A 14,238-nucleotide genomic window follows, 5' to 3' on the forward strand; every position below is an offset into this window, starting at 1 on the left:
CCTCTTACTCTTCAACCACTGGATACATCGGCATCGCCCACTCGGCATCCGGATTGTCCATCATTAGGTCTATGAACACAGGCAGCAAACAGCCAAGCAGGGATGCCCCGTCTCGCACCTGGTTGCGGTTGGCGCTGCTGTCCCAAGTGGCGCCGCCGTGCACCAGCTGGTTGCGCAACACGTAGAGGCGATCGAACAGGATGGAGAGGACGATAGCGGTGTCCTTCTCAGCAAGCGCACGGTTGGCGGCGCGCTTGGCACTGTCGAAACTGACTTCCCAACCGGCCCCGCCAAATTCCCCAGCATGGTGCTTCCAGAACGGAGCGAAGACATACTTATTGTCCATCAGCAGGCGGATTTCCTGGCTGAAGCGCTCCCAGATGACGTTGTAGATCCGGTTACTCGAATCCATCTCGACCAGGGTCGCGAAGAACTGGTCGAACCGCTCCCGCTCGTTTCCGGCCCTGCCCTCACCGTCAAGCGCGCGGTCCAGATCACCGGCGTAAGCGGCATTGAATCCGATCCACAAAAGGATGAAGCGGACGTCGAGATCGTCCTTTTCATTCTCCGCACGTCTCAGCCAGCTCAGCGCTCTATGGACACGCAGCGTAAGTGGCAGCGGAAAAGCATCGCGCATTTTGCGCTGCTTTTGCTTGAGCATTTCGGGATCAAGCGAATTTTCGGACTGAGGAATAGTCTTCATTCTTTATTGCTAGCAACTTCAGGACGCTTCACCAGAATGCCCCCATATTGATTTGACAGGTATCGATTTGCTCTCAGTAGCCGAAAGTATGTCCTCTCATATCCGAACACGGTATTTGACCGCCGCCGGTGAATCAAACACCCTGCTTCTTTAAGATTGGGAGCGCGAAATCAAGCTCCCGGAAGCTTAAATTCTTCCATGATAAATTGACTAACCACGCGGTTTAGAAAGGCCTTTGTATAGTGATCTTCTAGCCCTTTCGTCGACAGCCCGGCATCAATAAGCAGCTCCTCTAAAGATACAAGTCTATCCCGCAATCCCAGCTTTATTGCCGCACGGAAACTCGCTTTGTCAGGACCACACAAAATCCAGGGGTCTTTGCGCTTATGGGCATGAGCCCAAAGATCTTCTTCTCCAGGATCCATTCGCAGCCCCTCAAGCTCTATCGCCAGGGAGGCACGTTCTTCGTCTGAAACACCGTGAACCTTCAATTTAGTGAGGCTCTGCATAAGGACTGCGCTGTCCGGGAGCTTTCGAAAGTATGAGCCCGCCTCACCCTCCACCATTTCTACGGTTTCAAGCTGTCCACCATAAGAGCCGAGGAGGCCTTTCCATACAGCGTTATCTACAGCCGCGCCGATAGCATTGTTATCCAACAGAATCGAACCGGCGAACCTAGCCATGAATTACAAGCCTTCAGGCACAGCAATACAGTGGTCGCGGAATATACCTTTCAGTTCATTAACGTTTACGCCAAGCTGCTGAGCAACGCGCCGCTTCGAAACGTAGCCTTGATCCATAGCCTTCCCGACTACATCCATGAATGCATGCGAGAAAAGTGGCGGAGCCTCTTTGTCAGTTCGCGCGCGACCATTATTACGCAGCAGATCGTCCGAAATATCGTGGGCCATCGCCTTCGAAAGTAACCCCAATGCTACCAGACGCCATTTCAGCGCTTGTCCAGTCACTAGGAGTTCGTCCGCCACCTTGTTGATCCGCGCTGACAGTTCCTGAACGCCCATGCCTGTCCACTGGCCAAAACGCTCGAGAACCTTCTTAGGCATTAGGAGGGCTGACGCAAAATTATCAGCCAGCTGCTCGACACGGTTGCGCTTCCCAACAAAACCCAAGGCAGCCTCACTATAATCTGGCGGCATTTGCTCCCACGTCATTATGTGAAAGAGTTCATGCGCCAGATCGAAGTTTCGCCTCCCGACAACCTCATTACGATTCACAAGCACGGCATCAAGTTCGGGCAAGCGGCAAGCCGCACCAGACACACCATCGATAGCATCAACCATAAGCACTAAAATGCCAAAAACGCTCTCCATGGCGTTTGGCAAGTTTGCCGCAGGGACCTCGCCAAGTGCCAACTCATTTGCCACACGCTCGCCTTCAGACATCGCATCTTCGTAGCTCGATTGCCTAGTAAGCGGCAGCCTCGGACGGCGCAGCATCGCAGGACGGCCAACCCGCGGAGCCTCGTGCCTAAACATCGCGATCCAGCTACCGGCCATCTCCTCAAAATCTTTGAGATCGGTTAAGGAGCGGCCTGTTTGACGCCAAGAGAAGCTGCCTTCACCAACAATCCGATACGGATCGGTAAAATAGTCGAGGCCCACATCAAAATTCTTGGAAAGCGCTAGCAATTCCTCGGGTTTGACCTTGCGCTCCCCGGTTTCAATATTTGAGACAATCTGACGAGATTTGACGCCCAACATGGCGGCCACAGCATCTTGATCGACGCCACGCTCATCGCGAAGCGCCTTGAGACGCTTACCAATTAATGTGAGGGACATATCAGCTCTCCGTTCGAGCATGACATATAATCTTGCATTTTGGGTTATGCAAGATTTTTTAGCTACAGTTGTAGCGTAGCAAGAGCGCTCTCGGCATCATCCCGCACCAAATGGCCATAGTGCTTTTCTATCATTGCAACACTCGTGCCGGACAGCTGTGCGACTGTAAGGATGGGTAAGCGGGCGCGCACGAGATCCGTTATGACGCTGTGGCGGAGGGTGTAGGCGGATACGGCGTCTGGCAGTCCGGTCCCCCCGACGGCCTTCTTAATTGGGTGTTTCCAAGCGTCCTTGTTCCAATGCGCTCCACCCGACCGTGAAAAAATGTAGCCGCCCGGCAATTTACCCTTCACCTGGTTGGCAAAGAAATCGGCGATCACGGGTGGCAGCGAAATTTGGCGAGGATTATCGTTTTTATCGTAGCCGATAATCAAGGAACGAGTGCGCTTATCAAAATTGCCAGCCGTGAGCTTTGCGAGCGCGCCTGGGCGAAGTGGTAGCAGACAGAGGCCCTTGACGAACGGCTTGGCTTCTTCGCTCATCGCATCGATCAATCGCTTCCGTTCTGCTTTATCAAGATACAATGGACGACGTTTATCGGCACCTTTGTGTGGCTTTAAAGCTTCTTGCCATGCAGCCTCTGTGTTCGGCAGCCCCTCCATCAGCACCTGACCTAAGGCTGCGCGCAACGGCACCATATCTCGATTGACAGTCGACTTCTCGCGCTTCTTCCAGCGTTTCTCCCCCTTATTGCTCCTTGTGAGTAAGGCTGGTGTCTCCTCCAGCCGCTTGCGCCATGCCCGCAAGTGATGTCGCCGCAGCTTGTCGAGCTTCACCTTCGCGATCGGATCGGAATAGACGTGGCGTCGGAAGACGCCCTCTGCAATTGCACCGGGTTTCTCTCGTAAATATGCCTCGCAAGCATCCGAAACCGTCACGAGACTGGCGGCGCGAACCCCTCCGCTCTCCACGGTATCAGCCCAGGTTTCGGCATCGGCCTTTGCCTGCTTGAAAACGTCGTGTCCGCTCAGCTTCCCGTAGTCTCCGAGGCACTTGCGCGAATAACGGTTGGTATCCGGATTATAGGCGCGAGCAAACCACGTCCCTCCGACCTTTTTCACGGATGGACTGTATCCGAGGTAACAGCCTTGGCGGAGGCGCTGCCAATGCGGATCGCCCTTGTCCTTCGGCACTAACCTTTCCCGTTCCCCAATGCGGCTCAGATCAGGCATCTACTCCCCGAACCACCCTTCCTCAAAAATCCTGTAAAAAACCTGTAAAACGCTGGTGAACAGCCACGACCATTGACATTTGTTTTTACAGCATTTTCCTGTTCGGGTAAAGTCGCAATTGTCCGCAACCCCCTCCTTCACACGGGTGGGGTCGCAAGTTCAATCCTTGCCGCGCCCACCATTTCTTCAATGGGTTAGCCAGAGACGTCGTTCAGTGTGTCGAAATTGTGTCGGATATGTTCTGCGATCACAGGTGCAAACTTCGCAGCCGCCACAGTCCAATACGATGGATTGTTTCTGAGCGTTAATGCTCGCCGCAGGGCGTATCAATCGGCCTCACCGACCGGGTTCCTATCCTTGCTCTCTTATGGCGGGAAGACATCGGGGCCCTCCTCGCCCTTTGCGATAAGCATCGATTTCTTGTTGCTGAGCGCGTCGAAGCCATCCTTGCCGTAATATTTGCCCTAGCCGCTGTTGCCGACTCCGCCGAACGGCAGGTTGTCGACCCAGCAATGCAAATTGGTCTGGTTGACGCAGCCGCCTCCGAATGGGACCGAGTCGATGATCGTATCGATCACATCGGAATTCTCGCTGAAAATATAGCAGGCGAGCGGCTTGGGTTTGGAGACGATACTCGCAATCACGTCCTCCAGATCATCATATGGCAGTACCGAGAGCACCGGGCCAAACACTTCTTCCTGCATGGCAGGATCGGACCAGTCGGCAGGGTAGAGGACGGTCGGCTCGATAAAGCGTTTTTCGGGATCGGCACTGCCTCCGTGAACGACCGTGTCCTCTACGATCGCTTCGGCAACCTTCTCGGCCGCCTCGACGCTGATCATGCGCGCCAGTTCCGGGCTTGCTTTCGGGTTCCCTGTATACATGCGGCGGATCGCCAGCTTGAGGCGGGCGATGAACTCGTCTGCAACGCTGCGTTCGACGCAGACATAGCGCGGCGCGATGCACCACTGGCCGGACATGGCGATATGACCCCATGCAATGCGTTCGGCCGCGAGGTCGAGATCGGCAGTGGCATCCACGATAGCGGGGTTCTGCCCGCCCAGCTCGAGAATGACCGGTGTGAGGTGCTCGGCGGCAGCGCGCATCACGACCTTGCCGACATTCGAGCTGCCGGTGAAGAAAATGAAATCAAAGGGTAGCTCAAGGAGTTCACTGATTTCTTCGTGCCCCCCGGTCACCACTGTCACCGCCTCGCGCTCGAAATATTGCGGCACCAGTTTTTCGAGCAATGCCGCTACTTCGGGCGTAGAGTTCTACGGTTTGAGTACGACCGGATTGCCTGCGGCGAGCGCCGCGACAGCCGGGTCGATGACGAGCAGCAGCGGCGCGTTGAAGGGGCCGACAACCATTGTCGGGCCGACAGGCTCGCGGTAGATCATCCCGCGATAGCCCATATCAGCCAAGCGCTGTGGCAGCTCGCGTTCTTCAGGCGCTATATAATCATCGAGGTGCGCGAGATAATTGTCGATGACCCCGGTCGGCAAGATCACCTCGAAGGCTTGTTCGAAGCTCGGCTTGCCATAGTCGGCATGGATCGCCTCACACCAGGCATCGCGGTGGTCGTTGAGCATCTGCTTCATGCGCCCAAGCTGCAGGCGGCGCCATGCTGCGGTCTTGGATTTGTCCGACCAGAACAGCTCCTGTTGGCGATGCAGCTGTGTGGCGAAGCGATTGTCCACAGCGGGTCCGGCAACGTTTGATGAAGAAAAAATGAAGCGGAGGCGGGGGTCGCCGCCTCCGCTTCGGAGCACGCAACGGGTCGCTGCTGCGCGCCCGGGGGGGGGGGCGCGACCCTTATTTGGTCGTATATTCACCGTTGACGAGAATGTCTGGCCCGTCATCCACCAGCCTTCGCTGACAATGAAGCGGATATAGGGCGCGATATCTTCGATATCGGTGAGGCCGGTGGACGAGAATGCCGACATGGCCGTCTGCGATTTGTGGAACTGAGTCGTCTCGTCGGTTTCCTGGCCGTAGAAGAACGGCGTGTCCATCGGACCCGGGCCGATCGAGTTAACCGAGATACCGCGCTCGACAAACTCCTTGGGGGCAGCGCGCGTGAAGTGCTCGACCGGCGCTTTGGCACCGCCATAGGTCGAATAGCCGGGCGCGAACGCGCCAAGTAGCGAGGTGACTACGGTAAGGAGCTTGCCTTCATCGTTGAGGTGCTTGCCCGCCTGCTTTATGAAGAAGCAGGCCGCTTTGCTGTTCACATCGAACGTTTTGTCGTATTCGTCTTCGCTCGTCTCGACGATCGGCTTGCGAAGCACCTTCCCGACCGTGTTGATCGCGATATCGACGCCGCTCAGCGCAGCCTTCGCATCTGCAAACAGCTTCTCGTTAGCCGCATCGGTGGTCAGGTCGCCCGACGGCAAAACGGATTTCGCACCGGCCGCTTCGACATCTTTCGCGACCTGCTCGGCATCGCCCTTCGATGAATCGCTGTGGTAATGGATCGCGACGCCGCTCGCGCCATGCTTTGGGAGATCGCGTGCGATGAGACCGCCCAATTTCTTCGATGCGCCGGTGACAAGAACGTTCATGCTTTCGAGTGTGGTCTTCATGTTATGCTCTCCTGAAGTTGACGGGTGGCCTTCAAGATACGCACGCGGCCTCCCGATCGCTTTGGCGTGCTCCGCTAAGCTTGTACGATCTCCGGATGAGCGCCGCTGCCCAACCCGTAACCCTGCTGGAAGAAAGCGGGCCTGGCTTATCCTTCGGGCGTTACCGCGAGAACATCCGTGAAGGCGTTGAATGGCCAATGCAGGACGATCGGCACACGCTAATCCTGCATCTCGACGGCCGCATGGAACGCTTGGAATCCGAGCCCGAAGGGAGCGGGTCGATCCGCGGCGGCGCAATCGCCGGCGAAGTCTGGTCGGTACCGGCGCAGCGGCGCTACATCACTGCAGCCAGGGGCGGCGTCGTCACTTATGCCGTTATCAAGATCGATCCGGCTGCCGCGATAAAATGGCTCGGCGGACGGGTTACGGATGTGCAACTATCCGGCTTCCTTGGTCGCTACGATCCGTATTTGTTGCAGGCTGCTATCCAGCTTAGCGACATGCTTCGAAGCTCAGGCGACCTTGCGCGTCTTGGAGCGCATCATGGAGCGCAAGCGCTAACGGCGCATATTTTGGCACAATATCAGCCCGACAGACAGCGTCCCGCATTTCGGCAGAGGCGTAGATCCGAGCTGCCATTTCCTGCTGTGAAACGACTAGCGGAATATATCGCCGATAATCTTGATGAGACGATCACTCTCTCTGCCCTGGCCGACGTAGCCGGGATGAGTGAACATCAACTGCTTGAGGGCTTTATGCTCGAATTCGGCACGACACCGATGCAGCATATTATCGACCAACGGTTGCGGAGGGTTCGAGAGCAGCTCTTGCACACAGGGAAGCCCATTGCCGAGATCGCTGTCGCGTGCGGCTTTTCCAGCCACAGCCATCTTACAAAACATTTTTCGGCTCGACTAGGAATGTCGCCGAGCGAATTTCGACGGAATGGTTGAGACGTCCTCGGTGTTCGTCTGCTTAGCGCGTGTTAGCGACCAATAGCGAACAGTCTTCAAACCATCCAAAGTCGGTCATAGCATCGCCAAATCTGCTGGCCAGAAGCGGTCGGCCAGCAGATTTGGCCGACCGCAGATGTGATCAGATGTCGGTCCTCTCAGCTAGTAGCAAAGCATCCTCGACATCGACACCAAGGTAACGCACCGTGTTCTCGATTTTCGTATGGCCCAGCAGAATCTGGATAGCCCGGATGTTGCCCGCTGCGCGGTCGATCATCGCTGCCTTCGTTCGTCTGAGCGAATGCGTCCCGTACTCAGCCTTGCGAAGGCCGATCGCCGTTACCCATTCATCGACCAAGCGTGCATACTGTCGTGTGCTCATATGGCCGGTTAAGTCGACACGGCTCGGGAATAGATAATCGCTGGTGGAACCGCCTCGCTTTTCCAGCCATGCAAGCAAGGTGGCTCTCACGTGGGCTGTGAGTTCAAACTGCACTGATCGATTGGTCTTTTGCTGGATTACAGTGGCTCAATTGCGAATGTTGGCACCCGCAACCACGTCACCGATCTTAATTTTCACTAGATCGCAACCGCGCAACTTGCTGTCGATGGCGAGATCGAAAAGGGCTTTGTCTCTCAATCGTTCTTCGCGATCGAGATGGAAGCGGATCGCCCAGATCTGTTCCTGCGTCAGCGGACGCTTCGTTCCGACATTCTTTCCAGCGTTCCAGGCCGGGCGATGCCGCATCGCTGTATCAAATCGTGAACATCCCATAGTCTTTCCCCTCGGCCAGTATTGGCCGAGAAGGTAACGCTCAAAATGGTGGTGCTAATTGTGGGCCGGAAGCGGACCGTCCGCTTCTGGTCTCGCGCCTCAGAGAAGCGGGCAATCGGTAAGAGGGTCGCGCCTCTAAAAAGTGGTTCTCGCATAGTCTCTGACTTAGCTTCCTGTAGTTTGCAGGTCGCGGAGCTCCGGTTCGCAGGCTTGCACCTTTAGCTCCAGATTATAGATCTCGCTTACCGAAGCTACTAGTAGCGGCTCCTGAGCCGACAGACACAGGTCCAAGCGTTCTGCTTGCTCGGGATCTATAATGAAGCTGTACGTGCCTGGTGGGACTCTTTCGAAAAAGAAGTAACCGCCGCGCTCAGTCCGCACATAGTCGACAAGCTCACCTGTTTCATCATACATTTGCAGCCGAAGGCCGGATACTCCGCGTTCGCTCTCCTCCTCTTGGAACGAGACGATGCCTTCAACCTCGCTCAGTTCGACGACCGCGAAGTCGAGTGTTTGGAAACGGCCAGCGCGGGGCTCGACTTGAATACCTCGGTTCACCGGTGACATGTAAATGTCGGGAAGGCTCGAAGGGTCAAGTTGGATCACCACACGGTTGCCGTTGCCAAGCTGCCCAAGTCGGGCTCGACCAAATTCATCTGTTAATGTCGACGCGTTGGCCGAACTGATCGTCACGTCGGGCAGTGGGACGTCCCCGGCACTAAAGGCGTGATCTCCATCAAGGTCATGAAATGCGCGGACCGAAACGGCGCCAGAGCCAGCCATGCCCGGTTGCGCGACGAAGAATGAATTTCGTACCGGGTCGCGTCCGAAACTGAGGTTTAGACGCAGAGCGATGACATGATCATCACGCTCGAAATCATATTGGCTGTCCAGCGCGAGAGAGAACCGATCAAACTCTCGTACTGCCGAAAATCCAAGCGTCGCTCCGCCATTTTCGAAGGCGTAGCCAGCTGATGCACGGAGGACAGTTCTGTCGTCCAATGCATGACTGACTTCGGCAGCTGCTTGGGTGATCGCGGTATCGGGAAACAAGCGGAAACCGACCGATCCCCTTAGTTGCGTGGATGACCTGTTGAACGTCGCCAGATCGAAGCTGGCAAGCGCCTGATCGAAGCCGGAACCGGTTGGAGTGGAGAGTTCAATATAGCTCACTGCCGACGAAGCGATGAGGCCTGAGAACCGTGCAGACGCGCGCAGCGATGCGTTGGTTTGGACCCGTCCGTCCTGGAATGCGGTCCTACGACCCCTCAGGGTCAGCGGTACATAGAGATCGTTGCCAAGATCGATGGATGTGTTGAAGTCGACCTCTGTCGCTCGTGTGAGTGGCTGAGTGCCTGTGGCACGAAGCTCATCGATAAACGGCCCTGAGTATTCAAAGTGCGTAAGGCGAAATCCTCCGCCAAGTGCGCGTCCGCCCAAGCCGACACCGAAGGCCGTTCCGCCGCCGTCGGAAAATGCAGCATCTGCCAGGATGGCCAGTCCACCCAAACCAGACCTAAGGCCGCCTGTCGCGATCCACCGATCCGCCCCGCGATCCTCAAACATGGCTCCGCTTGCATTCACGGTGATTGACGAATTCAGACCGTATGAAACCTCGGCAACGGCCTGTAGATCGCCAAAGCGCGTGTCTGGCCGGAAATCAGGGCCCTCGACACCTAGCAGGTTGACGCTCCGCTCGACGATTCCGGCGGAATATTGCAAGCCCCCAGAGGCGAGCCTTCCGTCCCCTACGCTGATCCGGCGGACCTCTTCACGCCGCTGACCTTGCGGACCGTAGAAGATGAGCCTGAAAACATTCAGGCCATAGTCGACCGGAATCTGGAGGAATTCGTATTGCCCGTTCACCCGTTCGCGCGTCGATCCCAACAGGATGTCGTTCCGATAGAGTTCGACTTCATAGCCGTCCAAGAGAACACCGCGAAAATCGATTTCATCGAAAACTGAAAAACCGTCCAATGCCTGGTTGGTAACGAATGCGCCCCTTCCTGAGGCACCACGAAGCCCGACGGGCATTGCGAGCGTCGCGACGTCGCCTAAGGCAAATTCAGTAGCCTGAAGTGGGCCGAGCAGGTCGCCGTCTGCGTCCCGCCTTCCCAATTCAACAAGCGCAGCCGTGAGGCCATCTCGCGTGGTCGCGCTCACATAGGCTTGCGCTGTCAGAAATGCGAAATCTCCGGCGATGCGAAGATCACTCTCAAACCTCTCGCCGCGAGGCACATCGGAGACCGCCCGGAGTTCCGCGTCGATGATCGGAAAGGAAAGCGCCGCCCATGGCAATTCTTCACGTGGCCATGCAGCTTGCTCTGGCGAATTGGCGCGTAGACTAAGCCGCTCCCTCTCCGCCCGTCGCCGCATCCGCTCCTCGAATGGAAACGGCTCCAAGGTGGTGAGGATGATCGCTTGAGAGCGCAAGTCCGTCTCGACTTCTAACGGGAAGATTTCCGCGAAGAGATCGGCACGCAGGAAGGTTTCTCCGTCAAATGCCTGCCCTGCAGATTGATCTAATTGGATCGTCCGACCCTGTAGCTCGATTGTCCCTTCCCGCAGATTGATAAAGACCGTGCGATCTTCGGACAGGTACCAGCCGCTGGCATAATTGCCGTCATCACTGATCTGGATCGGTAAATCCAACAGTCGCGAGAGTTCACCTACGGGAAGATAGGTGCCATCTCTGGCGCCATAGGCAATGATGGTCTCGGTGGCAGATGTACCGACCACTCGAAGCTGCAGAATGAGCTCGTCATCGTAACCGAAGAGCGGATCATCTTGATTGCCAATCGAGGTTGCGTCGTCGGTCTCGCCAATGGCGGGAATACTTGTAGTCGTTGCTGCCAACGTGTCGGGTGGTGGCGCGAAGTCAGAAGCTTCTGATGTTTCCGTTTTGCTGAACAAAGCCACACCGCTATCAGCGAGCTGGGCATCAAGGGTGCGATCCAAAAGTGTGTCGCTGCTATGTGCACGTTCGGACGCCGCAGAACCCATAGGCACAGGGGCCTCAAGTTCTGAATGCTCCTCAGAGTCTTCCGCTTCCAGCTCTGCTGTCACTTCAATCGAGAATTCGTCGAGCACGCAGTCGATTGCGTGTGTGTAGGCGGAGACCGCTGTCGTGACTCCTTCAAGCGGTGCCGCAGAATCGGTTTTATTCTCGATGTCCGTTCGAGTGTCAGCAACGCTTAAGACATGCTGATTTGCGATTTCGTGAGTTCGGAGGCGGTGCTTGACTTTGACTGATCCGAATCGCGGGTCAGGAAATGATATCTCCGTACCGACTGCAACGTCTACGCTTTGTTCAGAGGCCTTGTCTTCGTCGCCAATTTGATCGCTCGGTGCAGCAAGACCTTCATGCGGCACCACGGGATTGATTGCAGCAGGTTCAGGTGAGATCGCGACAATGACTCGTGGATCATCTGCAACCGGCAAGGTCTCGTCTTCTCTTGCTGCCACAGGTTCGCCGAGAGCGGCGTAGCGCGCATCGTCGCTGACGGGAGGGCGAACCCGATGGGGGCCCTCGGTTTCAGGTGTCGCTGCTATTACGAAACGCTGATGCGGCACGAGTGCGGGAGCCACAGTCAAGTCGGTCTGTCCGAAGCTCGGCCCAGGCAAAACAGGCAGCTCTTGTTGGAACCTTCGCCAATCGTAGTGGCCGTTGCGTGGAGCACCCTCTCGATTGGCCAGATCCGCAACGGCACTACTATCGACTGTACCAACGGTCCGGAATGGATCTTCGCCCGCTAGCTGCTCGACTTTGCCACTGATCGTAACGCCGAGAATTGCCGAGCCTAAAGAGAGGCCGCCAAGCAACTGTTTCGACGGAGGGCGCATCACGGCACAAGAATGTCCTGACTGGCTAATGTTTCGCCTGGTGATACGTCATCATCGACGAAACTAATGGTCAGGGCGCGGCCGGATTGCAGTAGGGCTGGATCCAGGTCGGGACGGACGAAAAGCTCGATGTCGCGGTAGTCGACCTCCGGGTAGATTCCGACTCCACGCGCGATGGCTACCGGCTCTTGGGCACCGTCTGCCGATACGACCACATCTCCATAGGCGGAGCGGGTGCCGGCACGAGTGAGCCGTAGACGGATGGCCACGCCACTGGCAGTTTCGACGACGGTTGCAGCCTCAATGCCGACATCAAGAGTCGTTTCGCCGATACGAACAATCACCGGAATAGAAATTGCAAACCGCGGGCGAATGACGACGCCAATTCCCTCTCCGCCAGAACCTGCTCCTGTGGCTTGTTCGATAGTCAGACCCTCATCCGTCTCCGGCACGGAAATGACAGTAAAGTGCGATCGGTATTCGCCATCGGGCAGGTCGGCGGGTGGCCTCGCCATGACACGAACGGTTTGCGCTTCATTGCCAGCAAGCCGCACTCGGCGCGGAGACCAACGCAACATATCACTGGCGGGATTAAGCCGCTCTAGAGTTGCCGACGCATCGGGGGCATCTGTTGGAACGAGCCCGCCTTCCGGCGTCATGACAAGATCGCGCACTGAAATCTCATACTCGCCTGTGGCTGCTACGCGGTTGTAGAGGCCAACAGTCGCAACCCTCTGGCGACGGTCCACAATTATACGACGGGGATAGAGATTGATATCGCCCATGCCGCCGACCGAGCCTTCTGGCGGAACGGTGGTCGGGCGCAGTCCCAGTACCGCCTCATCATTGTAGGGATCAGCCTCTTGCGCTTCGGTCGATTGCACCGATCCCTCTTGCGCGCTAGCGTCGGAGATCGGCACGCAGATCGCTATTGCAGCAAGAAAGCCAACAGCCACGCCTTTGGGGCAAAAAGCTCTTTGAATTATGGAAAACGTCACGACGCCACCCGATGTTTCATTACGGGACGGGCTATGGGAAACTATCTAGTCGGTGACAAGCCTGACCTAGAAGTAAAGCACCGTTATTACAAAATCGCCCGAGTAGCTTCCCGGTGACTGGTTGGCGCCGATGTTGAGCGTGCCGCCCATGTCCAGCCGCCATTCGGAATTGGTACCCGCGGTCGAAGTGCGGACCAGTCGTGCCGTGGTGTTATCAACGAGCATACTGTCGGACCCGCTGCTGATCGTCACGGACCGTGGATAGTAGGCGATGAAGAAGAAGCTGCCATCCTGTTCGATTCTGAACTGAGCAGGGCCGCGACCGTCAGGCGGTTGTGCCACGTACATGGCTGAAGCCACCGCGCCGGTCGGGACGACCGAACCGTCTACGCCAACGCGAAGCGTGCTTGCCGTGGCCGGGCTGGCGAAAGCGCCAAACCGCAGATCGGCGATCCGCGTGACACGCGAAGGTGCAACAACCGCTGCGCCTGCCGTTCCCTCTGCTTCGGAGTCCTCGTCCTGCGCGTTGGCTGGAAGCGAGAATGAAGCGAGCGACATGGCTATCGCAGCTGCAAGGGCTGGATAGAGCTTCATGCTAGTTCTTCTGAAGGGTTAGGTGCGGGCCGCCAAGATAGCGACCCGCACAAAACACTTAGTTGTAGGCGACTTCGACGAGGTAGGTGCCGGCGTAGTCACCAGCTTCCTGGTCGGCGCCAACGGTCAGCGCGCCGCCAACCGTGAAGTCCGCTGCACCAGCAGCATCAAGCGTGTGGTTGGCACGTGCGTCCGGCACAAAGGCCATCGTGTCGGTGCCGTTGGTGTGCGTGATCGTGCCGTTGTTTACGGTGATCGAGAAACGACGGTTTGCGTCGCCGGCAACAGTGAACTCGTCCGAAGATTCGTTCGAACCAGCAAGCAGGACAACGTCGCCAGTTGTCGAGCCAGCGCCGCCACGGGTCACAACGACCGTGCCGCCAGCACCTGCAGTGAAGGTGCCGAAGCTCAGTTCAGCGCCAGCAACATGCGTCAGCGTAATCGGAGCTACGACTTCTGCAGTCGCCGAACCTTCGGCCTGGTTGTCATCAAGCGCCTGCGCGAAAGCGGAGGTCGAGGTAAAAGCTGCTGCAGTTGCAGCCAGAACAGCAAATTTCTTCACGTCATATACCCTTTTATGGTCTTTGATTTCGCCCGCATTGAAAGCGAGCGCCCCAGCGAGAAGGGTTAAGGACGCCCTCCCGATGGCTACGGGTTAATGCGTAAAGATTAACAAACTGCTCAGTAGTGACACGGTTTTACAGACATGAACCTACGAAAAGAGAAGTTAGACGATCAACTGCCTGCTCGGACGCG

Annotated in this window: 9 protein-coding genes and 2 pseudogenes; 1 reads left to right on the plus strand and 10 read right to left on the minus strand. The window is 56.8% G+C overall.

Annotated elements, in window-relative coordinates:
- Positions 1–4: 4 nt before the first annotated feature.
- The 5 genes and pseudogenes from D6201_RS06975 to D6201_RS13085 form a co-directional block, all read right to left on the minus strand.
- Positions 5–703, minus strand: a complete 699-nt coding sequence (locus D6201_RS06975; RefSeq protein ID WP_242447463.1) for a HEPN domain-containing protein — start codon at positions 701–703, stop codon at positions 5–7.
- A gap of 170 nt (positions 704–873) precedes the next feature.
- The gene (locus D6201_RS06980) at positions 874–1,359 is read right to left on the minus strand and encodes a hypothetical protein (protein WP_133303962.1); all 486 of its coding nucleotides are present in this window, start codon (positions 1,357–1,359) and stop codon (positions 874–876) included.
- A gap of 30 nt (positions 1,360–1,389) precedes the next feature.
- Positions 1,390–2,502: a helix-turn-helix domain-containing protein gene (locus tag D6201_RS06985; protein WP_165853511.1), complete on the minus strand. Its 1,113-nt coding sequence runs from the start codon at positions 2,500–2,502 to the stop codon at positions 1,390–1,392.
- 62 nt (positions 2,503–2,564) lie between these two features.
- Positions 2,565–3,695, minus strand: a complete 1,131-nt coding sequence (locus D6201_RS06990; protein ID WP_242447464.1) for a tyrosine-type recombinase/integrase — start codon at positions 3,693–3,695, stop codon at positions 2,565–2,567.
- 503 nt (positions 3,696–4,198) lie between these two features.
- Positions 4,199–6,319 (minus strand): annotated as a pseudogene (locus D6201_RS13085) (SDR family oxidoreductase).
- A 197-nt stretch (positions 6,320–6,516) separates the two neighbouring features.
- On the opposite strand from D6201_RS13085, the gene D6201_RS07005 reads away from it, so the two are divergent.
- Positions 6,517–7,272 (plus strand): helix-turn-helix domain-containing protein, encoded by a 756-nt coding sequence (locus tag D6201_RS07005; protein WP_242447572.1) that lies wholly within the window; start codon positions 6,517–6,519, stop codon positions 7,270–7,272.
- A 142-nt stretch (positions 7,273–7,414) separates the two neighbouring features.
- Here D6201_RS07005 and D6201_RS07010 read toward each other — a convergent pair.
- From D6201_RS07010 to D6201_RS07030, 5 genes and pseudogenes are all read right to left on the minus strand, one after another.
- Positions 7,415–8,047, minus strand: a pseudogene (locus D6201_RS07010) (tyrosine-type recombinase/integrase).
- A gap of 165 nt (positions 8,048–8,212) precedes the next feature.
- Complete coding sequence (locus tag D6201_RS07015) at positions 8,213–11,893, minus strand: collagen binding domain-containing protein (protein ID WP_133303963.1); 3,681 nt, start codon at positions 11,891–11,893, stop codon at positions 8,213–8,215.
- Positions 11,890–12,846, minus strand: coding sequence for a fimbrial biogenesis chaperone (locus D6201_RS07020; RefSeq protein WP_120048150.1), 957 nt, complete (start codon positions 12,844–12,846; stop codon positions 11,890–11,892). The genes D6201_RS07015 and D6201_RS07020 overlap by 4 nt, the downstream gene beginning before the upstream one ends.
- Before the next feature lie 108 nt (positions 12,847–12,954).
- Positions 12,955–13,482: a DUF4402 domain-containing protein gene (locus D6201_RS07025; protein ID WP_120048151.1), complete on the minus strand. Its 528-nt coding sequence runs from the start codon at positions 13,480–13,482 to the stop codon at positions 12,955–12,957.
- 58 nt (positions 13,483–13,540) lie between these two features.
- Entirely contained in the window at positions 13,541–14,044 is a 504-nt protein-coding gene (locus tag D6201_RS07030; RefSeq protein WP_165853512.1) for a DUF4402 domain-containing protein, read from the minus strand.
- Positions 14,045–14,238: the final 194 nt, after the last annotated feature.

The sequence above is a fragment of the Aurantiacibacter aquimixticola genome (genome assembly GCF_003605475.1).
Lineage (GTDB): Bacteria > Pseudomonadota > Alphaproteobacteria > Sphingomonadales > Sphingomonadaceae > Alteraurantiacibacter > Alteraurantiacibacter aquimixticola_B.